Source organism: Streptomyces sp. NPDC057302 (genome assembly GCF_042667685.1).
Classification (GTDB): Bacteria; Actinomycetota; Actinomycetes; order Streptomycetales; family Streptomycetaceae; genus Streptomyces.
Window position 1 is genome coordinate 1 of sequence record NZ_JBHUZJ010000106.1, and the last position, 25,834, is coordinate 25,834.

Genomic DNA, 25,834 nt, shown 5'->3' on the forward strand with positions numbered 1-25,834 from the left:
GCGCCCGGGATATCCCGGGCGCCCCCCTCCACGTACAAGCAGCGGAAATCAGACCTCGCGGCGGTGCTGCCCCTGTCCCCCGGCGGCGGCCTTGCGCTCCTTCTCGGCGTTCTCCTCCGCCTCCATCTCCGCGAAGACGTCGATGGGCGCCGGTGCCTTCGCGAGGAAGACCCAGGTGAGGTAGACGGCGAGCAGGAACGGCGGGATCTTCAGGGCGATCAGGACCCAGCCGAACTGGGTCGTGTCCCCCCACCAGTAGAGCGGGAAGAGGATCGCGCACTTGGCGAGCAGGATCAGGCCCCAAGCCCAACTGGCCTTCGTGTACGCCTTCTTGCGGCCGGGGTTGCGGGTCCGCCAGGAGAGGTTCTCCTTGAAGACCGGGCCGAGGATCAGGCCGATCAGCGGGACGCCCGCGAGGGCCGTGATGATGTAGGCCAGGGCGAGGCCCAGGGTGTAGAGCATGCCCGGCAGATAGAAGTCCTTGGCGTTGCCGGTCATCATCGCGAAGACCACGCCGAAGGCGACTCCGAAGACGCCGCTGAAGGCGTGCTTGACGGTGTCCTTCATGACCAGGCGGACCGCCACGAGCACCAGGGACACCGCGAGGGCCGCGATGGCGGCCATGTGCAGGTCCTTGTTGATCGTGAAGATGGTCACGAAGAGAAGGCCGGGAACGACGGTCTCCACCATGCCCCGCACGCCGCCGAAGGCCTCGAAGAGCGCGGCCTCGGTCACGGCCCTGGAATCGGCTTCCTGATCCGTTTCCCGATCCGTGGTTCCCTGGTCCGTCGGCTTGTCGAGGGACGTCACCGGCTACTCCCGTCCGAGGGGTCTGAGTTCGTATTTCGGGTTGAAGAGCACCCGGCGGCCCCGGCTCATCGAGACTCGGCCGGACGCGATCAGCCTGCGCCCCGGTTCTATCCCCACGATGGAGCGCCTGCCGAGCCACACCACGTCCAGAGCCGCGGAGCCGTCGAACAGCTCCGCCTCCAGGGCGGGAACGCCGGCGCGTGGTCGCAGGGTGACCGTGCGCAAGGTACCAGTAACCGTGACTATCTGGCGGTCGTGGCAGTCTCCGATGCGGGTACACCCGGCCGTTTCGGCGTCCTCGCGCAGCTCCTCCGACTCCAGATCCTCCTGGGAGGAGGACAGCCGGTCGAGCATGCGCCGGAAACGGCCTGCCGGCTTCTCGGAACCAGGAACAGCACTCATACAGGAAGCGTACCGGGGGTCACCGACAGCGCCGCAACGGGTGCGCTCATCTGTGCTTATGCCCGCTCAGCACCGCCCCGACCCTTGACTCATCGCTCGAACCTGTAACCCATTCCAGGCTCGGTGATGAAGTGCCGCGGATGCGCGGGATCCGCCTCCAGCTTGCGCCGCAGCTGGGCCATGTAGACGCGCAGGTAGTTGGTCTCCGTACCGTACGAAGGCCCCCAGACCTCCTGGAGCAGCTGTTTCTGGCTGACCAGGCGCCCGGTGTTGCGGACAAGGACTTCGAGCAGATGCCACTCGGTGGGCGTCAGGCGTACGTCGCGGCCGTTGCGGTTGACCTTCTTGGCGGCCAGGTCGACCGTGAAGTCCTGCGTGTCCACCATCACGTCGTCCTCGCCCGCTCCGGTGGGCTCCGCCCTGCGGATGGAGGCGCGGAGCCTGGCCAGGAGCTCGTCCATGCCGAAGGGCTTGGTGACGTAGTCGTCGGCGCCCGCGTCGAGCGCCTCGACCTTCTCGTCCGAGCTGTGCCGCGCGGAGAGCACCAGGATCGGGACGCGCGTCCAGCCGCGCAGGCCCTTGATGACCTCGACCCCGTCCATGTCGGGCAGACCGAGGTCGAGCACGATCACGTCGGGGTGGCGGGCGGCGGCGAGCTGGAGCGCGGTGGCTCCGTCCGGGGCCGCGTCCACCTCGTACTTGCGCGCCTTCAGGTTGATCACGAGGGCGCGTACGATCTGCGGCTCGTCGTCGACCACGAGCACCCGGGTCATCGCTACCTGCCTTTCGGGCTTGTGGGTCTTGTCGGTGGTGGCGGTCATGAGGTGACCTGGGCCGAGAGGTCCGGCCGTACCTGCGGGCCGCCCGAAGCCGCCCGCAGGGTGAGGACCATGGTGAGGCCGCCGCCCGGGGTGTCCTCCGCCTCGAGCGTGCCGCCCATGGACTCGACGAAGCCGCGTGCCACCGCGAGCCCCAGGCCTACGCCCGCGCCTCGCGGAGCGTCACCGTAGCGCTGGAACGGCTCGAAGATGCGGTCCTTGGCCCCATCCGGGACGCCGGGTCCGCGGTCCACGACGCGCAGTTCGACGCGGTCGCCGAGCGTGCTCGCGGAGACCAGGACCGGTTCGGCGTCGAGGCTGTACTTGACCGCGTTCTCGACGATGTTGGCGACCGCCCGCTCCAGGAGTCCCTTGTCGACGGAGACCATGGGCAGCGTCTCGGGGATGTCGAGGTCCGCGCTGCCGACGGGGACGCCGCCCAGCGCCATGGGGACGACCTCGTCGAGGTCGATCTCGCGGATCAGCGGGGTGACGGTGCCGGTCTGCAGGCGTGACATGTCCAGGAGGTTTCCGACCAGGTGGTCCAGGCGGTCGGCGCCGTCCTCGATGCCTTCGAGGAGCTCGGCCTGGTCCTCCTCGGACCAGGACACGTCGTCGGAGCGCAGGGACGAGACGGCCGCCTTGATGCCCGCCAGGGGCGTACGCAGGTCATGGCTGACGGCGGCGAGCAGCGCGGTGCGGATGCGGTTGCCCTCGGCGAGGGTGCGGGCCTGCTGGGCCTCGCCCTGGAGGCGCTGGCGGTCCAGGACCACGGCGGCCTGCGCGGCGAACGCGGCCAGCACCCGGCGGTCCTCCGCGGGCAGGACCCGGCCGGACAGGGCAAGCGCCATGTGGTCGCCGACCGGCATGTCCACGTCCGCGTCCTCGGGACGTTCGATGGTGCGGCCCTCGCCGACCCGCCCCGCGCAGGTCCAGGGGGCGACGTCGCTCTCCCGCTCCAGAAGGGCCACGGAATCCATGCTGAAGGTCTCGCGCACGCGCTCCAGGAGAGCGTCGAGCGAGGTCTCGCCGCGCAGCACGCTGCCCGCGAGGAAGGAGAGTATCTCCGACTCGGCGCGCAGCCGGGCGGCCTGATGGGTGCGGCGGGCGGCGAGGTCCACCACGGAGGCGACGGAGATCGCGACGCCCACGAAGACGATGATCGCGACGATGTTCTTGGAGTCGGAGATCGTCCACAGGTGCCGCGGTGGCGTGAAGTAGTAATTGAGGAGCAGCGAGCCGAAGGCCGCCGACGCCAGGGCCGGGAGCAGCCCGCCGAGCAGCGCGGCGGCGACGGTGAGCGTCAGGAACAGCAGCATGTCGTTGGCGAGGCCGAGGTCGGCGTCGACATGGGTCAGGAGCAGCGTCAGGAGGGCGGGGCCCGCGACGCCCACCAGCCAGCCCCAGATGCTGCGGGAGCGCCCCAGGCGTGCCCCGCGGGCCACGGGCAGGCCGCGGCCCTTGGCGACCTCGTCGTGCGTGACGATGTGGACGTCCAGGTCGGGGCCGGACTCGCGGGCGACCGTCGCGCCGACGCCGGGTCCGAAGATGTACTGCCAGGTCTTGCGGCGCGAGGAGCCGAGGACGATCTGGGTGGCGTTGACGCCGCGGGCGAAGTCGAGCAGGGCGGCCGGTATGTCGTCGCCGATGACGTGGTGGAAGGTGCCGCCCAGGTCCTCCACGAGGGTGCGCTGGACGGCGAGCTCCTTGGGCGAGGCCGCGGTCAGACCGTCGCTGCGGGCGATGTAGACGGCGAGGATCTCGCTGCCGGAGCCCTTGGCGGCCATCCGCGAGGCGCGGCGGATGAGCGTGCGGCCCTCGGGGCCGCCGGTGAGTCCGACGACGATGCGCTCGCGGGCCTGCCAGGTGGAGCGGATGTCGTGCTCGCCGCGGTACTGCTGGAGGTATTCGTCGACCCGGTCGGCGACCCAGAGCAGCGCGAGCTCGCGCAGGGCGGTGAGGTTGCCGGGCCGGAAGTAGTTGGACAGGGCGGCGTCGACCCGGTCGGACTTGTAGATGTTGCCGTGCGCCATGCGGCGGCGCAGCGCCTGGGGCGACATGTCGACCAGCTCTATCTGGTCCGCGCGCCGCACCACTTCGTCCGGCACGGTCTCGCGCTGGCGCACGCCGGTGATCGACTCGACGACGTCGCCGAGCGACTCCAGATGCTGGATGTTGACGGTCGAGACGACGTCGATGCCGGCGGCGAGGAGTTCTTCGACGTCCTGCCAGCGCTTGGCGTTGCGGGAGCCGGGGACATTGGTGTGGGCCAGTTCGTCCACGAGGGCGACGGCAGGTGCCCGCTCCAGGACGGCGTCGACGTCCATCTCGGTGAAGAGGGTGCCGCGGTAGTCCAGGTCCTTGCGGGCGACCTGCTCCAGGCCGTGCAGCATCACCTCGGTGCGCGGCCTGTCGTGGTGCTCCACGAAGGCCACGACGCAGTCGGTGCCGCGCTCGATACGGCGGTGCGCCTCGGACAGCATCGCGTACGTCTTGCCGACGCCCGGTGCCGAACCGAGGTATATCCGAAGCTTCCCGCGTGCCATGGCCCCATTGTCTTCCCGAAACTGCTCTGTACGCAGCGTCGACCTTACGGCCAACAATTCCCACAATTCGGACTGAGGTGCGCCCGCGCGCGCTCCTTGACGCAACCCTGATGTGGCAGGTCCGCGCCCTGCCGGTGGGAAGAGCGGGAATCAGTGCTCGACGATCTCGCCGTCGCCCAGTTCGAGGACCCGGTCGGCGAGGTCGAGCAGGGCCGCGTCGTGCGTGGCGACCAGGGCGGTGACGCCCTCGCCGCGGACGACGGCGCGCAGCAGCTCCATCACCGCGAGGCCCGTCTCGGCGTCCAGCTGCCCGGTGGGTTCGTCCGCGATGAGCAGGGAGGGCTTGTTGGCGAGCGCGCGGGCGATCGCCACCCGCTGCTGCTGTCCTCCGGAGAGCTCGCCGGGACGCTGCTCGGCGTGGTCGGCGAGCCCCACCAGGGCGAGCAGCAGGGCGACGCGCTCCTCGCGCTCTCGGGGGTCGACCCTGCGCAGCCGCAGGGGCACGCCGACGTTCTCGGCGGCAGTGAGGATCGGGATGAGCCCGAAGGACTGGAAGATGAAGCCGACGCGGTCGCGGCGCAGCTCCAGGAGGCCGCTCTCGCCGAGGCCCGCGAGTTCGAGCCCTTCGACGGTGATCTTCCCCGCGTCCGGGGTGTCGAGCCCGCCCACGAGATTGAGCAGGGTGGTCTTGCCGGACCCCGAACGCCCCTTCAGGGCGACGAGCTCGCCGCGCGGGACGGCGAAGGAGACACCGCGCAGGGCGTGCACGGCGGACGCGCCACTGCCGTAGGTCCGGTGCAGGTCCTCGACGACGACTGCGCTCCCGGTCATGTCGCCTCCCCCAAATCCCTCAGATCCCCCGTACGGCCCTGTTGGGCCGGGCGCCAGTATGGTCACCGGACGCCCGGCCCAACAAGATCCCGATCAGCTCGGGTTGTCCGCGTGGGTCAGGGTCTCCCAGGCGACGAACAGGTTGTTGGAACCTGCCGGGCGGTTCTTCTCGGTGAGCTTCTGGGTGTTGCTCATGGCATGGCCGAGGCGGTTGTGGAGCGCGTTGTAGCCGACCTCGGTGACGGGCCCGAGGCCCCGGTGGAGGGTGCCGCCGCACAGGGAGCTCGGCGGCGCCTCGCCCAGTTCGTACTTGGCCTGGAAGCCGAGGCCCTGGCGCAGCCGCTCGCCGACGTCCGTCGTGTAGAGGTCCTGGCCCTGGATGCGGCTGGTCTCGGCGACGTGGGAGATCGCGGAGAGCCCGTATCCGGTGTGGGTGAAGTCGCGGCACGTCTCCTGGGTGAGCCCGGTGGTGAAGGTGCCCTGCCCCTGCCAGTACTTGACGATCTTCGCCCGGGTGTCCAGGTTCTGGCTGGGCACGGTCTTGGGCAGATCGCCGTCGGAAGCGAGGTAGATGTAGGCGGCGGTGCGCGTACGGAACTTCGCCATCGCCTTGTCATACGACCCCTTGTCCTCGAGGAAGACGGAGATGCCGATGGCGGCCTCCATCATCGACAGCTCCCAGTTGCCGTTGGAGTTGGAGCCGTTGATGATCTCGGGCAGGTAGACGGTGCGCAGCATCGTCGCGAAGCGGCCCGAGTTGCCCCAGCTGCCGGTGTACGTGTGCTTGATGATCTCGGCGGCCCTGGGCCAGGACGACCCCGCCCAGCCGGTCTGCAGCGGGGCGTTGCTGTTGGTGTGGTCCTTGATGGTGGCGGACCAGGCGTCCATCAGCTCGATGGACTTCTTGGCGTAGCGGTCGTCACGGGTGAAGTACCAGGCGAGAGCGGTGGTGTACGCGGCTGTCGCGTCCTCGCGCTCGTCCGTACAGCCGTAGTTGGGGTCCGAGTACGAGCCGCACTCGACGACCGCGCGGGGCTTCGGCGTGCGCGACAGGGAGGCGTACTTGCTCCCCATCATCTGGTCGTAGGCGCCCTTCCAGGGCTGGGCACCGGCGTTGACCTTCTCCCTGGTGAAGTCCAGCTGGCCGCGGGAGACGGCGACTCCGGGGTGCGCGAAGGTGCTGGGCGCGGCGGCGGCGCGCTCGGCGCCGGGCCACGCGAGGAGGGCGGCGACCAGTGCGGTCACCACGGTGGCGAGGGTCGCGAGGACTGCCGTGCGCGATCTGCGGCGGTGGCGCACGGGCGTGGGGGCGTCAGCCATGCGAAGGGCCATCCATTCTCGTATGTGAACTTCAAGTACCTTTCTGAACACGCGTGTTGGGCCGAGACCATAAGTACGGACCAGACTTCCGTCAAGGCGTGAAGTTTCCGGTGCCATGCACGCAACAGCGCAGGACCCCTGCCGGAAAAGGCAGAGGCCCTGCTCAGAGGGGGCGGCGTCAGCGGCTTTGCGCCACGAGTTCCTTCAGCGCGACGTTGAGCCGGAGGACGTTGACGCGGGGCTCGCCCACGAAGCCGAGGGTCCGTCCGTCGGTGTGCTCGTCCACCAGCTTCTCGACCTTGTTCACGTCGAGGCCGTTCCTCTCCGCCACCCGGTGGGCCTGAAGCTCCGCGTACTCCGGGGAGATGTGCGGGTCCAGGCCCGAGCCGGACGAGGTGACGGCCTCGGCGGGCACGTCCGAGGGCTTGACCTCGAAGCCGTCCGTGGAGTTGTCCTTGACCACGGCGGCCTTGGCGGCCCTGACGTTCGCGATCAGGTCCTTGTTGTCACCGGACAGGTTCGTCGCGCCCGACAGGATCAGCTCGTACTGAGTGTTCACGCCCGAATCCTGGTTGGAGCCCAGGCCGTTGGACGGCCGTGGCTGGAACCACTTCAGGTCGGGCGCGGCCGTCTCCTGGCCCTTCTTCAGCGGCAGGTCGTACGTCTGCCCGATGAGCTCGGAACCGACGACCTTGCCCCCGCTTCTGACCTCCGAGCCGTTGGCCTTGTCGTTGAACAGGGCCTGGGCGACCCCGGTGACGGCCAGCGGATAGATGACACCGCAGATGACGGTGAGGACGAGCAGGGCGCGCAGGCCCGCCCCCAGCAACCGCGCCGTGCTTCCAACTGAGTTGTTCATGGCGTCAGCACGCTTTCAGGAAATTACAGCCCGGGGATGAGGGAGATGATCAGGTCGATGATCTTGATGCCGATGAACGGGGCGACGAGACCGCCGAGTCCGTAGATGCCGAGATTGCGCCGCAGCATCCGGTCCGCGCTCATCGGCCGGTACCGCACGCCCTTGAGGGCCAGCGGCACCAGGGCGATGATGATCAGCGCGTTGAAGATGACGGCCGACAGGATGGCCGACTCCGGGGACGACAGGTTCATGATGTTGAGCTTGTCGAGACCGGGATAGACCACGGCGAACATCGCGGGGATGATCGCGAAGTACTTCGCGACGTCGTTGGCGATCGAGAAGGTCGTCAACGCACCCCGGGTGATCAGGAGTTGCTTGCCGATCTCGACGATCTCGATGAGCTTGGTGGGGTTGGAGTCCAGGTCCACCATGTTCCCGGCCTCCTTGGCGGCCGAGGTCCCGGTGTTCATGGCCACGCCCACGTCGGCCTGGGCCAGCGCCGGCGCGTCGTTCGTGCCGTCACCGGTCATCGCGACGAGCTTGCCACCGGCCTGCTCGCGCTTGATCAGCGCCATCTTGTCCTCGGGCGTGGCCTCGGCGAGGAAGTCGTCCACGCCCGCCTCGTCCGCGATCGCCTTGGCGGTCAGCGGGTTGTCGCCCGTGATCATGACCGTCTTGATGCCCATGCGCCGCAGCTCGTCGAACCGCTCCCGCATGCCCTCCTTGACGACGTCCTTCAGATGGATGACGCCAAGGACGCGCGCCCCCTTCTCGTCCACCGCCGCGACCAGGAGCGGAGTGCCACCGGCCTGCGAGATGGTGTCGGTCAGGCCCTGCGCGTCGCCGGAGACGGTGCCGCCGTTCTCGGTGACCCAGGCGACGACCGAACCGGTCGCGCCCTTGCGGACCTTGCGCCCGCTCCCCTCCTGGTCGAGGTCGACGCCGGACATCCGCGTCTGTGCGGTGAAGGCCACCCACTCGGCCCCCTCCAGCTCACCCTGGTGGCGCTCGCGAAGCCCGTACTTCTCCTTCGCCAGTACGACGATGGAGCGGCCCTCGGGCGTCTCGTCGGCCAGCGACGAGAGCTGGGCGGCGTCCGCGAGCTCGGCCTCGGTCGTCCCGCGCACCGGCACGAACTCGGCGGCCTGCCGGTTGCCGAGCGTGATGGTGCCCGTCTTGTCGAGCAGCAGCGTCGAGACGTCACCCGCGGCCTCGACCGCACGCCCCGACATGGCAAGGACGTTGCGCTGGACCAGGCGGTCCATGCCCGCGATGCCGATCGCGGAGAGCAGCGCGCCGATCGTCGTCGGGATCAGGCACACCAGGAGCGCGGCGAGCACGATCATGGACTGCTCGGCACCCGCGTACACGGCGAACGGCTGGAGCGTGACGACCGCCAGCAGGAAGACGATCGTGAGCGACGCGAGCAGGATGTTGAGCGCGATCTCGTTGGGCGTCTTCTGCCGGGCGGCGCCCTCGACCAGGTTGATCATGCGGTCGATGAAGGTCTCGCCGGGCTTCGTCGTGATCTTGATGACGATGCGGTCGGAGAGGACCTTGGTGCCTCCGGTGACGGCGGAGCGGTCACCGCCCGACTCCCGGATGACCGGGGCCGATTCACCGGTGATCGCCGACTCGTCGACGCTCGCCACCCCCTCGACGACGTCCCCGTCACCGGGGATCACGTCGCCCGCCTCGCAGACGACCAGATCGCCGATGCGCAGCTCCGTGCCGGGCACCTGCTCCTCGGTCGTGCCGTCGAGCCGGCGCGCCACCGTGTCGGTCTTGGCCTTGCGCAGGGTGTCGGCCTGCGCCTTGCCGCGGCCCTCGGCCACCGCCTCCGCCAGGTTGGCGAAGACCGTGGTCAGCCAGAGCCAGGCGGCGATCGCCCAGCCGAACCAGTCGCCCGGATCCTTGACCGCGAGGACCGTGGTGACCACCGAGCCGACGAGCACCACGAACATGACGGGCGACTTGACCATCACCCGCGGATCGAGCTTCTTCACGGCGTCGGGGAAGGACTTCAGGAGCTGCTTGGGGTCGAACAGGCCCCCACCGACGCGGCCGGCGTCCTTGGCGTCCTTGGCATCCTTGTGCCCGCCGGACAGGTCCTGGTGCGGCGCGCGGGTGGGAGTAGCGGTGGACATGGAGCCGGGCTCCTCTGGCTTCTCTGTGTCGGTGGTCATGACGCGAGCCCCTCGGCCAGCGGCCCGAGGGCCAGCGCGGGGAAGTAGGTCAGACCGGTGATGATCATGATGGTGCCGACCAGCAACCCGGTGAACAGCGGCTTCTCGGTGCGCAGGGTGCCCGCGGTGGCCGGAATCGGCTTCTGTTCGGCCAGCGAACCCGCGAGGGCGAGGACGAACACCATCGGCAGGAAGCGGCCGAGCAGCATCGCCAGACCGATCGTGGTGTTGAACCAGTTCGTGTCCGCGCTGAGCCCCGCGAACGCCGAGCCGTTGTTGTTGGCGCCCGAGGTGTAGGCGTAGAGGATCTCGGAGAAGCCGTGCGCACCGGAGTTGAGCATCGAGTCCTTGGGCGTGGGCAGCGCCATCGACACCGCGGTGAAGCCGAGGACCAGGGCGGGGGTGACGAGGATGTAGCAGGCCGCCAGCTTGATCTCGCGGGTGCCGATCTTCTTGCCCAGGTACTCCGGCGTACGCCCCACCATCAGACCGGCGATGAACACCGCGATGATGGCCATGATCAACATGCCGTAGAGCCCCGACCCCGTGCCACCGGGCGCGATCTCGCCCAGCTGCATGCCGAGCAGGTTGAGCCCGCCGCCGAAACCGGTGTTGGAGGAGTGGAAGGAGTTGACCGCGCCGGTCGAGGTCAGCGTCGTGGCGACCGAGAAGATCGCCGAGCCGCTGATGCCGAACCGCGTCTCCTTGCCCTCCATGGCGCCGCCCGCGATGTCGAAGGCGGGAGCCCCGTGGTGGAACTCGGTCCACATCATCAGCGCGGTGAACCCGATCCAGATCGTCGCCATCGTGGCGAGGATCGCGTATCCCTGCCGCACGCTGCCGACCATGCGGCCGAAGGTGCGGGTCAGGGCGAACGGGATCACCAGGATCAGGAAGACCTCGAACAGGTTGGAGAGCCCGTTCGGGTTCTCGAAGGGGTGGGCGGAGTTGGCGTTGAAGTAGCCGCCTCCGTTGGTACCCAGCTCCTTGATGACCTCCTGCGAGGCCACCGCTCCCCCGTTCCACTCCTGGCTGCCGCCCAGGAACTGGCCGACCCCGTGGATGCCGGAGAAGTTCTGGATGGCGCCGCAGGCGACCAGGACGAGCGCGCCGATCACGGAGATCGGGATCAGGATGCGGACCGTGCCGCGCACCAGGTCGGACCAGAAGTTCCCCAGCTCCCCCGTGCGCGAGCGGGCGAAGCCCCGCACCAGGGCCACCGCGACGGCGATGCCCACGGCCGCGGAGACGAAGTTCTGGACCGCGAGACCGCCCGTCTGCACGACGTGGCCCATGGCCTGCTCGCCGTAGTACGACTGCCAGTTGGTGTTCGCCACGAACGACGCGGCGGTGTTGAACGCCTGGTCGGGATCGATGGCCTTGAAGCCGAGCGACCCGGGAAGCGAGCCCTGGAGCCGCTGGAGCAGATACAGGAACAGCACACTCACGGCGGAGAAGGCGAGCACCCCGCGCAGATAGGCGGGCCAGCGCATCTCGGCGTTCGGGTCGGCGCCTATGCCCTTGTAGATCCACTTCTCCACGCGCAGATGCTTCTCGGAGGAGTAGACCTTGGCCATGTGGTCACCGAGCGGACGGTATGCCAGGGCCAGCGCGACGAACAGCGCCAGGAACTGGAGCACACCAGCAAGAACAGGGCTCATATCCGTACTCAGAACCTCTCCGGGAACACGAGAGCGAGGACGAGATAGCCCAGCAGGGCGACGGCCACGACGAGACCGACGATGTTCTCGGCAGTCATAGCTTCGCCACCCCCTTGGCGATGAACGCCACCAGCGCGAATACCGCGATCGTGGTGACGACGAAGGCCACGTCGGCCATCGTGTGCTCCTAGATGAGATGCGAGTGATCTGACGTCTTGAGGAAACCCCCTCCGTGGCTGGATTCGACCGCCGTTGACGTCTCCCTTACGTCCGTCGGCGCTCCCTTGACGACTCTCTTACGGTTGCCTCCGCGCTACCGCCCCGACCTGCGAAAACGCCGATGGGCCGCACTCCCGTCAGGGAGTACGGCCCATCGGCCTGCAACTCGTGGGGCGGCTAGCGCACCTCGGTGATCTCGGGGCCCCGCTGGAGCTGGCCCATGCCACCGGAGAAGCGCGAGCCCTCCTGCTGCTCCTGCTGGACGGCGCCCTCCGCGACCATCTGGGCGTCGTCCGGCAGCTTCAGGACGATCGGGTCGCGGGGAGCCATCGGGCCCTCGCCGCGCACGATGACGGTGTCCCGGAAGATCTGCTCCAGGAGACCCGCGGCCTGCGGCTGCACCGCGCCCTGACCGGAGATGACCCCGCGCAGGAACCACCGCGGACCGTCGACACCGATGAAGCGCACGACCTGCACCCCGCCGGTGCCGTCCGGCAGCTGCACCGGCACCTGGGCGCGCAGCTCCCAGCCGAGGGGGCCCTCGACCTCGTCGATGACACCGCCCTGCTGGGTGATGCCCGAGGCGATCTCCTCGCGGACCTCGCCCCAGATGCCCTGCTTCTTGGGGGCGGCGAAGCCCTGGAGCTGGATCGCGCTGTCCTGGAGGACGACGGTCGCCGCGACGATCGCGTCACCCGCGACCTCCACCCGCAGCTCCATGCCCTCGACACCCGGTACGAAGAGGCCGCCGAGGTCCACCCGGCCCTCGCCGGGCTCCCGGACCTCCGAGACGTCCCAGGGACCGTCGGGGCGGGGCTCGGGCTCGAGCCTCACGCGCGACGACGCCGCGGACGTGTCTTCGCTGTCAGCGCCGTCACGGTCCTCGACGACCTGCTCGGCCTCGCCCGCCGCGTCCTCGGCGGCACTGTCCTTCTTGCGACGTCCGAACACGTCACTGTCCTTCCCGGTCAGATACGACCGATGCGTATCGATTCCCACCCGTTTGTTCACCCGGGCCTGCGCCCACGGCGGCATGGCCGCCGGTGGACCCGAAGCCCCCCTCGGCCCGCGCCGAGTCGGGAAGCTCCGCCACCTCCCGGAAGCGCACCTTCTCGACCTGCTGGACGACCAGTTGGGCAATCCGGTCGAAGCGCTCGAACCGCACGCGTTCGCGCGGGTCGAGATTCACCACGATCACCTTGATCTCTCCACGGTACCCGGCATCCACCGTCCCTGGGGCATTCACCAGGGCGACACCGCAGCGGGCGGCGAGACCGGATCGCGGGTGCACGAAGGCCGCGTACCCCTCGGGCAGCGCGATGGACACCCCGGTGGGGAGCACCACCCGCTCGCCCGGAGCGAGTTCGTGCGCTTCGGTGGTCCGCAGATCCGCTCCCGCGTCACCGGGCCGCGCATACGACGGCAGCGGTACTTCGGGGTCGACGCGACGGATCAGGACGTCGAGCTCCGGACGGGGTACGGGGGTCACGGGTTCACCTCGAAAGCACGTGCGCGGCGGAGCTGGTCCGGGTCGTCCATGGCGGCCCGGATCTCCTCCGGGCGGCCGTTCTCGACGAAGTGGTCGACCTTGACCTCGATGAAGAGGGCCTTGGCGCGGACGGCGACGGGCCCCTCGGGGCCGCCGATCCGCCCGGTGGCCCGGGAGTAGATCTTGCGCCCCGCGACGGCGGTCACCTCGGCGTCGAGGAAGAGCACGGTGCCCAGCGGCACGGGCAGCGCGAAGTCGGTCTCGAGCCGGCCGGTCACGGCGATCACCCGAAGCAGCCAGTTCAGCGAGCCGAGCGTCTCGTCGAGCGCCGTGGCGAGCACTCCGCCGTGGGCGAGGCCCGGGGCGCCCTGGTGGGCCTCCCGGACGGTGAACTCGGCGGTGACGCCCACACCTTCACCGGCACGCGTGGCGAGGTGCAGCCCGTGGGCCTGTCCTTCGCCGCAGCCGAAACAGTGCTCGTAATGGGCTCCGATGAGCTCGCCGGGGGCGGGCGCGTCGGGGTGGCGGACGGGCGCTATGGCATCGGCCGGGGGCGTCAAAGCTGCTGAAGTACCACTCACAGCCGCAGACCTTACCCGCGAGTCCACTGACTCGACTCATCGTGCCAAGCTTGCGTCCATGCAGCCTTACGAAGAACGCCTGACGGCGCCCCGCTCCTGGTGGCTTGTCTCGCTCCTGGTCGGAGTCGCGATGGCGCTGATCATGCTCCCCTTCGGCACCCTGCCGCTGCTCGGCGGTCTGGTCGCCGGGACGGCGGTCGCCGCGGTCGTCACCAGTTCGTACGGCTCCCCCCGGATCCGCGTGGTGGCGGGTTCGTTCGTCGTGGGTGACGCGAAGATCCCGGTCTCCGCCCTGGGCGAGCCGGTGGTACTCGACGCACAGGAGGCGCGCGCCTGGCGCGGGCCCAAGGCCGACCCGCGCGCCTTCATGCTGCTGCGCGCCTACATCCCGACGGCACTGCGCGTAGAGATCACGGACCCGCAGGACCCGACCCCGTACGTGTACGTGTCGACGCGGAACCCCGAGGCGCTCGCGGCAGCGCTCACCGCGGTGCGGGCTTCCTAGGACTCAGGCCCCCAGCTCCTCCGGCGGGGCGTCGGGGCGCAGCGGGTCAAGAGGCTTCACGGGCTGCTCAAGGGGCGGCAGCTCGATGAGGGCACCCCAGGGCACCTGCGACCTCCGCAGGTCCGTACGGACCCGCTCAGCGAGCTTCTTGGTGTCCCGGCGGTTCATCACCGCCCCGACCGCGGCGCCGACCATGAAGGGCATCAGGTTCGGGAGGTTCCGCACCATGCGCTTCATGATCTGCTGGCGCAGCTCGCGCTTCATCTGGCCGCCGAGCGCCGCGTTGACCGAAGCGGGCTTGACCACGTCGATGCCGCGCTCCTCGGTCCACGCCGTGAGGTAGGCGGTGCTGCGCTCCTGGAAATTGCCCGGCGGGCGCCTGCCGTAGACCTCGTGGAGTTCGGCGATCAGCTTCAGCTCGATCGCCGCGACGCCGGTGATCTCGGCGGCCATCTCCGCGGGCATCGCGGGCGGCACGGGCATCATCGCCGCGGCGCCGACTCCGGCCCCTACGGTCGAGGTCGCGTTGGCCGCGCCGGAGATGAGTTTGTCCGCGAGCTGCTCGGGGTCGAGACCCGGGAACTGCTTGCGGAGGGTGCCCAGGTCGCGGATCGGGATCCGCGGGGCGTTCTCGATGATCCGGTCGGCGAGATAGCCGATGCCGGCTTTGGCGCCGCGTCCGCTCATGCGTACGCCCGCCTTGACTCCGTCCGTGACGGCGGCAACCCGGCCCTTGGACCCGTTGGCCCCTGACGCCTTGTCGGCCGCCGTCTCGTCGTGTGCCACCTCCAGGGCGTTCGCTGGTCCGAGCGAGGCTTTTCCGTTGGGGGAAGAGCCCCGCTCGTCGTCACGCACGCCGTCGGGGGCGGCGATCGGTTGGTCCGCTCCGCGCTTGCGGAAGCGGCGCTTCCTCGGCGGGGTCGAGCCTGTCACGGCCGACCCTGCCCTAGTCGCAGTCGCGGCAGATCGGCTGGCCGTTCTTCTCCCTGGCCAGCTGGCTGCGGTGGTGCACCAGGAAGCAGCTCATGCAGGTGAACTCGTCCTGCTGCTTCGGGAGCACCCGAACGGCGAGCTCCTCGTTCGAAAGGTCCGCGCCGGGCAGTTCGAGGCCCTCTGCGGCCTCGAACTCGTCGACGTCTACGGCCGACGTCGACTTGTCGTTCCGACGCGCCTTGAGTTCCTCGATGCTGTCCTCGTTGACGTCATCGTCGGTCTTACGTGGGGTGTCGTAGTCCGTTGCCATGTCGCTCTCCCCCTCTGGGTGTCTGCGGTGTCTCAGCGCCGTAACGCGTGAGAGGCCGGACTTGTGCCCGACCTGAGGCGGAGATTTTGCCTCACATCAAGGTCTGTTACTCAATCGACACCCAACCGCACCCCTCAGGAGGTGATCGGTTTGGATGGCGATCGGGACCGTACACGGTCCGAATGTCGCACTTCACAGGCGCCACCCCGTGTACTTCCCGTGATCAAGACCCCTGAAAACCCGGATTTTCCCGGCTTTCCAACGACTTTCACGATCACGGAGAGTAGATGGCCGAAAAATCGCCCCTGTGATCGATCGCACACGAGATCTCCAGGAGCAGGTCCCGAAAATTCCGCGCAAAGCGAACACCGCGGCGCGTCCGCGGCAGCATCTCAGAGAGGAAGGGTGACTCGCATCACGAGCCCTCCCCCCTCGCGCGGCTCCGCGATGATACGGCCCCCGTGGGCCCGCGCCACCGATCGGGCGATCGACAGGCCGAGTCCGACGCCCTTGTCGCTGCCCGTGCGCTCGGTCCGCAGCCGCCTGAACGGCTCGAAGAGGTTGTCGATCTCGTACGCGGGAACCACGGGACCCGTGTTCGACACCACGAGGACCGCCTGGCCGTGCTGGGCCTCCGTGGTGACCTCCACCCAGCCCTCGTCCGGCACGTTGTACCTGACGGCGTTCTGGACGAGGTTCAGGGCGATCCGCTCCAGGAGTACGCCGTTGCCCTGGACGACGGCGGAGGCCCGCTCCCCGCGGATCTCCACGCCCTTCGCGTCCGCCTCGGACCGCACCTGGTCGACGGCGCGGTCCGCGACCTCGGCGAGGTCGACGGGTTTGCGCTCCACGATCTGGTTGTCGCTGCGGGCGAGCAGCAGCAGGCCCTCCACGAGCTGCTCACTGCGTTCGTTCGTGGCCAGGAGCGTCTTGCCGAGCTGGTGGAGCTCGGGGGGCGCCCCGGGGTCGGAGAGGTGCACCTCGAGCAGCGTGCGGTTGATCGCGAGCGGGGTGCGCAGCTCGTGGGACGCGTTGCCGACGAAGCGCTGCTGGGCGGTGAAGGCCCGCTCCAGGCGGTCGAGCATCTCGTCGAAGGTGTCCGAGAGCTCCTTCAACTCGTCGTCGGGGCCGTCCAGTTCGATGCGCCGCGAGAGGTCCGTGCCCGCCACCCTGCGCGCGGTGCGCGTGATGCGGCCGAGCGGGGACAGGACGCGGCCCGCCATCGCGTAACCGAAGGCGAAGGCGATCACCGCGAGCCCGAGCAGGGCGAGCAGCGAACGGCTCAGGAGGTTGTCCAGAGCGTCCTGGCGCTGTTCGTTGACGCAGGCGTTCATGGCGTGGTTGAGCTCGCTGGCCGACGGCGAGCCCGGGAAGTTGCACTTCTCGCTGGCCACCTGACCGGAGACGATCTTGAACGGCAGTTCGCTGCCCACGTTCAGGGCCTGCGCGGCCAGCAGATAGATGATCGAGAGCAGCAGGATGCCCGCGATCAAGAACATGCCGCCGTAGAGCAGGGTCAGACGTATACGGATCGTGGGGCGCAGCCACGGGAAGGGGACTTCGGCCTTCCTGGGATCCCAGGTGGGTTTCGGAGGCGCCGTCGGTGGCGCCGGGGTCGCGGCCACCGGGGATCAGATCCGGTAGCCGGAGCCGGGCACCGTCACGATGACGGCGGGCTCGCCGAGCTTCCGCCGCAGGGTCATGACGGTCACCCGCACCACGTTCGTGAACGGGTCGGTGTTCTCGTCCCAGGCCTTCTCGAGAAGCTGCTCGGCGGAGACGACGGCGCCCTCGCTGCGCAGCAGCACTTCGAGGACGGCGAACTCCTTGGGGGCCAGCTGGATCTCCTTGCCGTCGCGGAAGATCTCGCGGCGGTTCGGGTCGAGCTTGATCCCGGCGCGCTCCAGGACGGGCGGCAGCGGGACGCTCGTACGCCGGCCGAGGGCACGCACGCGTGCCGTGAGCTCGCTGAACGCGAAGGGCTTGGGGAGGTAGTCGTCGGCGCCGATCTCCAGGCCCTCGACGCGGTCGCTGACGTCGCCCGACGCGGTGAGCATCAGGACGCGGGTCGGCATGCCGAGCTCGACGATCTTGCGGCAGACGTCGTCGCCGTGCACGAGCGGGAGGTCCCGGTCGAGCACCACGACGTCGTAGTCATTGACCCCGATGCGTTCCAGGGCGGCCGCTCCGTCGTACACGACGTCGACGGCCATGGCCTCCCGGCGTAGTCCGGTGGCCACCGCATCGGCGAGCAGTTGCTCGTCCTCGACGACGAGTACGCGCACGGCGCTGTCCTTCCTCTGTGCCCCTGCGGGCAGGTCTGTTCGTGGGGTGTGGCCTCCATCCTGCCCCTTTCGGCCATAAACCGGCCGTAAGGCGGAGTCCCGCGCAGTCCTCGCCGGGGAATGCGGGACTTTCTCCGGCGGTTGAGGTTTCCGTGGAAGGGAGCCCGGGGAGGACGACCTCACACCCGCGATCACGCTTTGTATCTGGCGCGCCACAACCCGCTTCTCCAGGGCGGGCGGCTCGAGTCGTGATCGCCCCTTCCTTGAGGGCACACCCCCGTGCCATCGACCCACGACCCAGCCGAGGGGGCGCAACCATGGACGCTTTTACCGCAGGACTGCTGCAGCGCATAAAGGCCACGGAGTCCGACCTCACGAAGGCCCGTGAAACGGGCGACGACTTCCTTGCCGAGGTCGAGCAGGCCGAGCTCGAAGATCTCCACCGGCTGGCCGCCGAGCACGGGGTGGAGGTCGGCGCGCTGCACGCCTGATCCCTTCCTTCGTACGCAGCAGGGCCCCGGCATCCGTGGACGAGATGCCGGGGCCCTGCTGTGCTGTGTCTTCACGTCTCCGCGTCTCCGCGTCGCTCAGTCGTGCCAGGCGCCGAGCTCCTCCAGGCGGCCCTGGAGGTCCTCGAAGAGGCCGGGCGGGGCGGCGACCGTCAGCTCGCCCGAGAGGGCCTGGCCGGGGCGTCCGCCGGTCAGCGCGCCCGCCTCCCGTGCGACGAGGTCACCGGCGGCGAAGTCCCACGGGTTGAGGCCACGCTCGTAGTACGCGTCCAGGCGGCCGAGCGCGACGTCGCACAGGTCGATCGCCGCAGAGCCGCCGCGGCGGATGTCCCGGACCAGCGGAATCAGCCGGCTGGCCACCTCGGCCTGGTGGGCGCGGCGCTGGGCGACGTACCCGAAGCCGGTGCCGACGAGGGCCTGTTCGAACGGGGGCGCGGGGCGGGCGTGCGCGGGCTTGTCGTTGACGAAGGCGCCCTCCCCGAGGACCGCGCGGTAGGTCTCGCCGCGCATCGGGGCGTGCACCACGCCCACGAGCGTCTCGCCGTCCTTGCGGGCGGCGATGGAGACGGACCAGTCGGGCCGTCCGTAGAGGTAGTTGACGGTGCCGTCGATCGGGTCGATCACCCACTGGATGCCGCTGCTGCCCTCGGAGCTCGCGCCCTCCTCGCCGAGCACGCCGTCATCCGGCCTGCGCTCGGCGAAGAAGTCGGTGATCAGCTTCTCGGAGGCGATGTCCATCTCGGTGACGACGTCGACCGCACTGGTCTTCGTGGCGGCCACGCCCAGGTCGTCCGGGCGCCCGTCGCGCAGGAAGGCGCCCGCGCGGTGGGCGGCCTCCAGGGCGGCGCCCAGGAGTTCGGTCTTGAGGTCGGTCACGTCAACATCCTTACGCGTACGGGCTGTCGGCGCCCGCGGCGGCGGGCTTCGGGGCGCGCGAGGGGCAGCAGCCCACCGGGCACAGGTCGTGGCTAGCGCCGAGCGCGCCCAGGACGCAGGGGGCGACGTCGTGCCCGCCCTCCTTGGCGGCACGCTCCAGGACGAGATCGCGCACCGCGGCGGCGAACCGCGGGTCGGCGCCGACGGTGGCCGAGCGGCGGACCGGGAGACCGAGGTCCGCTGCCTTGGCCTCGGCCTCGGTGTCGAGGTCGTACAGCACCTCCATGTGGTCCGAGACGAAGCCGATCGGGACCATCACCACGGCGGGTGCGCCCGCGGCGTGCCGCTCCTCCAGGTGATCACAGATGTCGGGCTCCAGCCACGGGGTGTGCGGGGAGCCGCTGCGCGACTGGTAGACGAGCTGCCAGGGGTGGTCGACGCCGGTCTCCTCGCGCACCGCGCCGGCGATGGTCCTGGCCACGTCCAGGTGCTCGGCGACGTACGCGCCACCGTCCCCGTGGTCCTCCACGCGCCCCGAGGTGTCGGCGGCCGCGGTCGGGATGGAGTGCGTCGTGAAGGCGAGGTGCGCGCCTTCACGCACGTCGTCGGGGAGCCCGGCCAGGGATTCCAGAACCCCGTCGATCATGGGGCGGACGAAGCCGGGGTGGTTGAAGTAGTGCCGCAGCTTGTCGACGCGCGGCACCGCGAGGCCCTCCGACGCCAGCACGGCGAGGGACTCGGCCAGGTTCTCGCGGTACTGGCGGCAGCCCGAGTACGAGGCGTACGCGCTGGTCGCGAGGACGAGCACGCTGCGGTGGCCGTCCTGGACGAGCTCGCGCAGGGTGTCGGTCAGGTAGGGGGCCCAGTTGCGGTTGCCCCAGTAGACCGGCAGGTCCAGGCCGTGCTCGGCGAAGTCCTTGCGCAGGGCGTCCAGCAGGGCGCGGTTCTGGTCGTTGATCGGGCTGACCCCGCCGAACAGGAAGTAGTGCTGCCCCACCTCCTTGAGCCGCTCCTTGGGGATGCCGCGGCCCCGCGTCACGTTCTCCAGGAACGGGACGACGTCGTCAGGGCCTTCGGGGCCGCCGAACGAGAGCAGCAGCAGGGCGTCATAGGGAGAGGCATCGAGCGCATCGGACATACATCCGATCCTGCCACCCGCCACCGACAGCCGAAAATCACGGTGCGGCCCGGCCTGTCGGAGCCGTAAGCTGTATTAGCCATCTTTACGCCTTACCGGAGCGGCCGTGCGCATCGTCCGCACGGAGCCGCCCGGCGCCTCAGCGGAGTCCCACGTGCCGAGCCCTTACCGCGCCATATTCGCCGCCCCCGGCACCAAGGGGTTCTCGACGGCGGGCTTCCTCGGGCGGATGCCGCTGTCGATGATGGGCATCGGCATCGTGACGATGGTGTCCCAGCTCACCGGGCGGTACGGCCTCGCGGGCGCGCTCTCCGCGACCGTCGCGCTCTCCGCGGCCGCGATCGGCCCGCAGATCTCGCGCCTCGTCGACCGGTACGGCCAGCGGCGGGTGCTGCGGCCCGCGACCCTCGCGTCCCTGGTCGCGGTCGCCGGGCTCCTGCTCTGCGCGAAGTACGGACTCCCGGACTGGACGCTGTTCGCCTTCGCCGCCCTCGTCGGCTGCGTGCCGAGCGTGGGGTCGATGATCAGGGCGCGCTGGGCGGTCCTCTACCGGGACACCCCGCAGCTGCACACCGCGTACTCCTTCGAGTCCGTGGTGGACGAGATCTGCTTCATCTTCGGGCCGATCATCTCGATCGGGCTCTCCACGGTGTGGTTTCCCGAGGCCGGGCCGCTCATGGCCGGCGTCTTCCTCGCCGTGGGCGTCTTCTGGCTTACGTCCCAGCGGGCCACCGAGCCCGTGCCGCACGGGCGTGAACACCACACCAAGGGCTCGGCGTTGCGCTCCGGCGGGCTCCAGGTGCTGGTCGCGACCTTCGCCGCGACGGGGGCGATCTTCGGGTCCATCGACGTGGTGACCGTCGCGTACGCGGAGGACCAGGGCCACAAGGCGATGGCGAGCCTCGTCCTCGCGGTGTACGCGCTCGGCTCCTGTGTGGCCGGGGCCGCCTTCGGGCTCATGCACTTCAAGGGCGCTCCCGCCCCGAGGTGGCTGCTGGGTGTCTGTGCGATGGCCGTGAGTATGATCCCGCTTCAGTTGGTCGGGAACCTTCCGTTTCTGGCCGTGGCGTTGTTCATCGCGGGCCTTTCCATAGCGCCGACCATGATCACGACGATGGCCCTCGTCGAACAGCACGTACCACGCGCGAAGCTGACCGAGGGCATGACCTGGGTGAGCACCGGACTCGCGGTCGGCGTCGCGCTCGGCTCCTCCGCGGCCGGCTGGGTCATCGACGCGGCCGGATCGGACGCCGGGTACGCGGTCCCCGGACTGTCGGGGGCCGTCGCGGTGGCGGTCGGGTTCCTTGGGTATCGCCGGCTGAAGAAGCCGGTTCCGCAACGGGGAGGGACCCATGAGCACGACAACGGGCAGCGGGAAGAGCACAGCGGCGTGGCGTAACTGGGCGGGCAACGTCACCGCACGTCCGGTCAGGGAGGTCACCCCGGCATCGGTCGACGAACTCTCCGCGGCGCTGCGTCAGGCCAAGGAGGACGGCCTCAGGGCGAAGCCGACGGGCACCGGCCACTCCTTCACGGCGGCCGCGGCCACCGACGGCCTCCTGATACGCCCCGAACTCCTCACCGGGATCCGCAGGATCGACCGCGAGGCGGGCACCGTCACCGTGGAAGCGGGCACCCCGCTGAAGCGTCTGAACGCGGCGCTCGCCCGCGAAGGCCTCTCGCTCACGAACATGGGCGACATCATGGAGCAGACGGTCTCCGGCGCGATCAGCACCGGAACCCACGGCACGGGCCGCGATTCGGCGTCGATCTCCGCACAGATCAAGGCACTTGATCTCGTCACCGCGGACGGCACGGTCCTCACCTGCTCGGAGAAGGAGAATCCCGAGGTCTTCGCGGCGGCCCGGCTCGGGATCGGCGCACTCGGCGTGATCAGCGCGATCACCTTCGCCGTCGAGCCCGTCTTCTTCCTCACCGCCCGTGAGGAGCCGATGACCTTCGACAAGGTGACGAGCGAGTTCGACGCGCTGCACGCCGAGAACGAGCACTTCGAGTTCTACTGGTTCCCGCACACCGGCAACTGCACCACCAAGCGCAACAACCGCAGCGCGGGCCCCGAGGCACCGCCCGGCCGGGTCAGCGCCTTCGTAGAGGACGAGATTCTCTCCAACGGCCTCTTCCAGGTGGTCAACACGATCGGCAGGGCCGTCCCCGCGACGATCCCGGGCATCGCCAAGATCTCCAGCAAGGCGCTCTCCGCCCGCACGTACACGGACATCCCCTACAAGGTCTTCACAAGCCCGCGCCGCGTGCGCTTCGTGGAGATGGAGTACGCCGTCCCGCGGGCCGCCCTCGTCGAGACGCTGCGCGAGCTGAAGGCGATGGTGGAGCGCTCGAATCTGCGGATCAGCTTCCCCGTGGAGGTCCGCACGGCCCCCGCCGACGACATCACGCTCTCCACCGCCTCGGGCCGGGACAGCGCGTACATCGCCGTCCACATGTACCGGGGCACGCCCTACCAGGCGTACTTCACCGCCGCGGAGCGGATCTTCACCGCGCACGAGGGCAGGCCTCACTGGGGCAAGATCCACACCCGCGGCGCCGACTACTTCGCGCAGGCCTATCCGCGCTTCGCCGAGTTCACGGCCCTGCGCGACCGGCTTGACCCGGACCGCATGTTCGGCAACGACTACCTGCGGCGCGTCCTGGGCGACTGAGCGGTCGCCTACGGGTTGGGGGTCGCGTCCCGCTGCGCGTCGTCGCCGCCGCCGTTCCCGGTGCCGCTCGACGGAGTGGGGGTCGGCGTCGGGGTCGGGGTGGGCGTGGGGGTGGGCGTCGGGTCCGTCTTGGAGCCGTCGTCGGAGTCCGAACCCTTGTCGGGGTCGTCCTTCGAACCGGAGCCCGAGTCGTTCCCGGTGTCCGGGGACTGCGAGTTCGACCCGCTCGGGTCCTGCGAGGCGCCGCCGTCCTGCTGCGAGCCGTCGTCCGTACCCGTGGAGGGGCCGTCGGACGGCTGTTCGGAGGGTTCGGTCGAGGGCGCGGGCCCGCGGTCGGACGAGCTGCCCCCGCCCGAGAATCCGTTGCCGATCGTGGTGCCGTGGCCCCCGCTGAAGTCCTCGCCGGAGACGATCTCGTACGTCGTGATCCCGGCCATGGCCACACCGAAGACGACCGCCGCCGCGATCAGCGGCCGCTTCCAGCTTCGGACCTGCGTGCGATGCGTGGTCCCGTCGGTGAACTCGTCCGAGGGCAGCGGCTCGACCGGCACGGCGGGGCCCGCCTGCCGCAGGACGCGCGTCGCGTCGTCCCGGGGCGCCGGCTGGGTGGCGTCGACCGATCCGAGCAGCTGCGTCCTGTCGGCATCGGCGTCGGCGCCCGTCACGCGCAGCACGGTGGTGCGGTCGGCGTCACCGGCGGCCGGAAGCACCGAAGTGCGATCGGCGTCACCCACCGCGGGCAGCACACTCGTACGGTCGACATCGCCGATGACGGGCACCACCGTCGTGCGGTCCAGATCTCCCGCGACGGGCGGCACCGAAGTGGCGTCGGCGTCGACCGCTCTCCCCCAGGTCGTCGTCACAGGTCCCGCCCCGGCGTGCGCCGCGGCACCCGCGTGAGCCGCCCCTGTGTACGCCTGCGCCCTGAACGTCTCGGCCACCGGCGCACCCGAGGCGTCGGTCGGCGGCACCTGGTACGCCCGCGGCTTGGCCTGCACGGCGACGTCACGTATCTGCTCGCCCGTGCGGCGGAAGAAGTGCTGGAAGAGCGTGCCGCCGCAGGTCGCGACGGCGCTCACCACACCGGCGCCGAGGATCGTTCCGTAGACGCCGAAGCTCGAAGCGAGCTTCGCCGCCACGACCGCGGCCACGGCGCTCCCCGCCACCTGCGGCACACTCAGATCGAGGCGCCGCTTCCCGCTCGGCTCCTCCTCGCCCGTCGGCAGGTCCGTCGCCCGGTCCTTCGACTCCTTGCCGGATTCCGGCTTTTCACGCATCTCCGACCCTTGCCTGCCTTTCTCGACTGACTGCACGAGAAAGGGACGTATGGGTGAAGTGGATAGTTCCGTTTCTGGAGATTCCGTGAAGTGTGCCACTCATGCACCACCCTGCCCGGGTATCCCGAGGCGCCAACTCCCGTCCCCCGCGAGAACTTCGGCGGCGCGGCGGACCACCCGCGTGGCCCGAATGGAGTACTGTTGCGAGCCCTGGGTCCGGTCTCCCACCTGGGTGCCCGGGGCCTTTCCAGGACCGCCGGGAGGGGGCTCGCTGCACAGGGTGACCGAAGTGGTCACTGAGAGTTGCGAATAGGTCACCGTGCCATAACGGCGACCTAGGGCCCATGCCCGACACGCCGGGCAACTCGGCAAGGTTGTGGCAGGCTGCACCCGGGCAGGCCACACTCGACTAGCGGAAGCAGCGACGCACGTGACGTCGGCAGGCACCACCCGGGAGGTTCCCATGCCCGAACTGCGTGTCGTGGCCGTCAGCAACGACGGCACACGGCTGGTGCTGAAAGCTGCGGACAGCACGGAGTACACGCTTCCGATCGACGAGCGGCTGCGCGCAGCGGTGCGCGGCGACCGTCCGCGTCTCGGCCAGATCGAGATCGAGGTGGAGAGCCACCTCCGTCCCCGCGACATCCAGGCACGGATACGTGCCGGTGCCAGCGCGGAGGAAGTCGCCTCGCTCGCCGGAATCCCCGTCGATCGCGTCCGCCGCTTCGAAGGACCCGTGCTCGCCGAGCGCGCCTTCATGGCGGAGCGGGCCCGGAAGACTCCCGTGCGCCGTCCCGGCGAGAACACCGGACCCCAGCTCGGCGAGGCCGTCTCGGAGCGCCTGCTCATGCGCGGCGCCGACAAGGAGACCGTCCAGTGGGACTCCTGGCGCCGTGACGACGGCACCTGGGAGGTCCTGCTCGTCTACCGCGTCGCGACCGAACCGCACTCCGCGAGCTGGACGTACGACCCGCCTCGGCGGCTCGTGCAGGCCGTGGACGACGAGGCGCGCTCGCTGATCGGCGAGACGGACGACATCGCCGCGCCCGAGCCCAGCTTCCCGTTCGTGCCGCGCATCGCCAGGCTGCCCCGGGACAGGCCCTCGCTCGACCGGCCGCTCGACCGCGCCCTGGACCGGCAGCTGGAGCGCCCGAGCGCGCCCATGCCCCCGGAGCCGCTCGAGGAGGGCACGGCCACCGGTGCGACGGCGGCCGTCTCCGAGTCGGAGCGGGACTCGCTCACCAGCCTCCTGGAGGCGGTGCCGAGCTTCCGTGGCGACATGATCGTGCCGGAGCGCCCCGCACTGCCCGCCACGGATCTCCCCCCGACGGAGGAGCCCGAGCAGGACCCGGAGGCCGAGGAGCCCCCCGCGGCGTCGGCCGGAGCGGGCGCCGCGTACGCGGACGTCCTGATGCCGCGCTCGGTGGCCAGCCACCGCGACCGCCTCGTGGGCACCACCGACCGCCAGGCGGAGGCCGACGGCGTCCGTCCCGGGCGGCGCGCGGCGGTGCCGAGCTGGGACGAGATCGTCTTCGGCACGCGCCGCAAGAAGCAGGAGTAGCACCCGGTTGTACGTGGTCGGGCCCCGCACCGTTCAGGTG

25 protein-coding genes are annotated in these 25,834 nt (G+C 69.9%); 5 read left to right on the plus strand and 20 right to left on the minus strand.

Annotation, left to right across the window (positions count from 1 at the left end):
• Window positions 1–48: 48 nt before the first annotated feature.
• The 13 genes from ACFUPX_RS40285 to ACFUPX_RS40345 form a co-directional block, all read right to left on the minus strand.
• On the minus strand, window positions 49–810 hold the full coding sequence (locus ACFUPX_RS40285; RefSeq protein WP_383334019.1) for a DUF3159 domain-containing protein: 762 nt from the start codon (window positions 808–810) through the stop codon (window positions 49–51).
• Between the two features lie 3 nt (window positions 811–813).
• Entirely contained in the window at window positions 814–1,212 is a 399-nt protein-coding gene (locus tag ACFUPX_RS40290; RefSeq protein ID WP_249587256.1) for an OB-fold nucleic acid binding domain-containing protein, read from the minus strand.
• An 89-nt stretch (window positions 1,213–1,301) separates the two neighbouring features.
• On the minus strand, window positions 1,302–1,985 hold the full coding sequence (locus ACFUPX_RS40295) for a response regulator (RefSeq protein ID WP_383334056.1): 684 nt from the start codon (window positions 1,983–1,985) through the stop codon (window positions 1,302–1,304).
• Window positions 1,986–2,029: 44 nt separating this feature from the next.
• On the minus strand, window positions 2,030–4,576 hold the full coding sequence (locus ACFUPX_RS40300) for an ATP-binding protein (protein WP_383334021.1): 2,547 nt from the start codon (window positions 4,574–4,576) through the stop codon (window positions 2,030–2,032).
• 150 nt (window positions 4,577–4,726) lie between these two features.
• The gene (locus ACFUPX_RS40305; protein ID WP_383334023.1) at window positions 4,727–5,407 is read right to left on the minus strand and encodes an ABC transporter ATP-binding protein; all 681 of its coding nucleotides are present in this window, start codon (window positions 5,405–5,407) and stop codon (window positions 4,727–4,729) included.
• Between the two features lie 93 nt (window positions 5,408–5,500).
• Window positions 5,501–6,727: an alginate lyase family protein gene (locus ACFUPX_RS40310; protein ID WP_383334025.1), complete on the minus strand. Its 1,227-nt coding sequence runs from the start codon at window positions 6,725–6,727 to the stop codon at window positions 5,501–5,503.
• 178 nt (window positions 6,728–6,905) lie between these two features.
• Window positions 6,906–7,586: a potassium-transporting ATPase subunit C gene (locus tag ACFUPX_RS40315; protein ID WP_383334027.1), complete on the minus strand. Its 681-nt coding sequence runs from the start codon at window positions 7,584–7,586 to the stop codon at window positions 6,906–6,908.
• A 23-nt stretch (window positions 7,587–7,609) separates the two neighbouring features.
• The gene (kdpB, locus tag ACFUPX_RS40320) at window positions 7,610–9,772 is read right to left on the minus strand and encodes a potassium-transporting ATPase subunit KdpB (RefSeq protein WP_383334029.1); all 2,163 of its coding nucleotides are present in this window, start codon (window positions 9,770–9,772) and stop codon (window positions 7,610–7,612) included.
• The gene (gene kdpA / locus ACFUPX_RS40325; RefSeq protein WP_383334031.1) at window positions 9,769–11,433 is read right to left on the minus strand and encodes a potassium-transporting ATPase subunit KdpA; all 1,665 of its coding nucleotides are present in this window, start codon (window positions 11,431–11,433) and stop codon (window positions 9,769–9,771) included. Before kdpA ends, kdpB begins: the two co-directional genes overlap by 4 nt.
• An 8-nt stretch (window positions 11,434–11,441) precedes the next feature.
• Complete coding sequence (kdpF, locus tag ACFUPX_RS40330) at window positions 11,442–11,531, minus strand: K(+)-transporting ATPase subunit F (protein WP_033264828.1); 90 nt, start codon at window positions 11,529–11,531, stop codon at window positions 11,442–11,444.
• Between the two features lie 298 nt (window positions 11,532–11,829).
• A complete protein-coding gene (locus ACFUPX_RS40335; RefSeq protein ID WP_383334034.1) occupies window positions 11,830–12,603 on the minus strand; it encodes a DUF3710 domain-containing protein in 774 nt (257 codons plus the stop codon).
• A 1-nt stretch (window position 12,604) separates the two neighbouring features.
• On the minus strand, window positions 12,605–13,141 hold the full coding sequence (gene dut, locus ACFUPX_RS40340; protein WP_383334036.1) for a dUTP diphosphatase: 537 nt from the start codon (window positions 13,139–13,141) through the stop codon (window positions 12,605–12,607).
• Window positions 13,138–13,722 (minus strand): PaaI family thioesterase, encoded by a 585-nt coding sequence (locus tag ACFUPX_RS40345; protein WP_383334038.1) that lies wholly within the window; start codon window positions 13,720–13,722, stop codon window positions 13,138–13,140. The genes dut and ACFUPX_RS40345 overlap by 4 nt, the downstream gene beginning before the upstream one ends.
• A 58-nt stretch (window positions 13,723–13,780) precedes the next feature.
• On the opposite strand from ACFUPX_RS40345, the gene ACFUPX_RS40350 reads away from it, so the two are divergent.
• Complete coding sequence (locus tag ACFUPX_RS40350; protein WP_383334040.1) at window positions 13,781–14,227, plus strand: DUF3093 domain-containing protein; 447 nt, start codon at window positions 13,781–13,783, stop codon at window positions 14,225–14,227.
• A 3-nt stretch (window positions 14,228–14,230) separates the two neighbouring features.
• On the opposite strand, the gene ACFUPX_RS40355 is transcribed toward ACFUPX_RS40350, so the two are convergent.
• From ACFUPX_RS40355 to ACFUPX_RS40370, 4 genes are all read right to left on the minus strand, one after another.
• On the minus strand, window positions 14,231–15,160 hold the full coding sequence (locus tag ACFUPX_RS40355) for a hypothetical protein (protein ID WP_383334042.1): 930 nt from the start codon (window positions 15,158–15,160) through the stop codon (window positions 14,231–14,233).
• 13 nt (window positions 15,161–15,173) lie between these two features.
• Window positions 15,174–15,470: a DUF4193 domain-containing protein gene (locus ACFUPX_RS40360; protein ID WP_055544889.1), complete on the minus strand. Its 297-nt coding sequence runs from the start codon at window positions 15,468–15,470 to the stop codon at window positions 15,174–15,176.
• A gap of 392 nt (window positions 15,471–15,862) precedes the next feature.
• Window positions 15,863–17,095, minus strand: a complete 1,233-nt coding sequence (locus tag ACFUPX_RS40365) for a sensor histidine kinase (protein WP_383334044.1) — start codon at window positions 17,093–17,095, stop codon at window positions 15,863–15,865.
• 6 nt (window positions 17,096–17,101) lie between these two features.
• A complete protein-coding gene (locus ACFUPX_RS40370; protein ID WP_135331070.1) occupies window positions 17,102–17,755 on the minus strand; it encodes a response regulator transcription factor in 654 nt (217 codons plus the stop codon).
• 317 nt (window positions 17,756–18,072) lie between these two features.
• On the opposite strand from ACFUPX_RS40370, the gene ACFUPX_RS40375 reads away from it, so the two are divergent.
• Window positions 18,073–18,246 carry a hypothetical protein gene (locus tag ACFUPX_RS40375; protein WP_167357823.1) on the plus strand — a complete coding sequence of 58 codons (174 nt, stop codon included), beginning with the start codon at window positions 18,073–18,075 and terminating at the stop codon, window positions 18,244–18,246.
• Window positions 18,247–18,342: 96 nt separating this feature from the next.
• Here ACFUPX_RS40375 and ACFUPX_RS40380 read toward each other — a convergent pair whose 3' ends face one another.
• Window positions 18,343–19,140: an inositol monophosphatase family protein gene (locus ACFUPX_RS40380; protein WP_383334047.1), complete on the minus strand. Its 798-nt coding sequence runs from the start codon at window positions 19,138–19,140 to the stop codon at window positions 18,343–18,345.
• 10 nt (window positions 19,141–19,150) lie between these two features.
• Window positions 19,151–20,278, minus strand: a complete 1,128-nt coding sequence (locus ACFUPX_RS40385; RefSeq protein ID WP_383334049.1) for a ferrochelatase — start codon at window positions 20,276–20,278, stop codon at window positions 19,151–19,153.
• Between the two features lie 154 nt (window positions 20,279–20,432).
• Here ACFUPX_RS40385 and ACFUPX_RS40390 point away from each other — a divergent pair, with 154 nt between their 5' ends.
• Both ACFUPX_RS40390 and ACFUPX_RS40395 read left to right on the plus strand, forming a co-directional pair.
• Window positions 20,433–21,677, plus strand: a complete 1,245-nt coding sequence (locus ACFUPX_RS40390; protein ID WP_383334058.1) for an MFS transporter — start codon at window positions 20,433–20,435, stop codon at window positions 21,675–21,677.
• On the plus strand, window positions 21,631–22,956 hold the full coding sequence (locus ACFUPX_RS40395) for a D-arabinono-1,4-lactone oxidase (RefSeq protein WP_383334051.1): 1,326 nt from the start codon (window positions 21,631–21,633) through the stop codon (window positions 22,954–22,956). The genes ACFUPX_RS40390 and ACFUPX_RS40395 overlap by 47 nt, the downstream gene beginning before the upstream one ends.
• Before the next feature lie 8 nt (window positions 22,957–22,964).
• Here ACFUPX_RS40395 and ACFUPX_RS40400 read toward each other — a convergent pair whose 3' ends face one another.
• Window positions 22,965–24,233 carry a hypothetical protein gene (locus ACFUPX_RS40400; protein ID WP_383334053.1) on the minus strand — a complete coding sequence of 423 codons (1,269 nt, stop codon included), beginning with the start codon at window positions 24,231–24,233 and terminating at the stop codon, window positions 22,965–22,967.
• A gap of 463 nt (window positions 24,234–24,696) precedes the next feature.
• On the opposite strand from ACFUPX_RS40400, the gene sepH reads away from it, so the two are divergent.
• Window positions 24,697–25,794: a septation protein SepH gene (sepH, locus tag ACFUPX_RS40405; protein WP_383334054.1), complete on the plus strand. Its 1,098-nt coding sequence runs from the start codon at window positions 24,697–24,699 to the stop codon at window positions 25,792–25,794.
• Window positions 25,795–25,834: the final 40 nt, after the last annotated feature.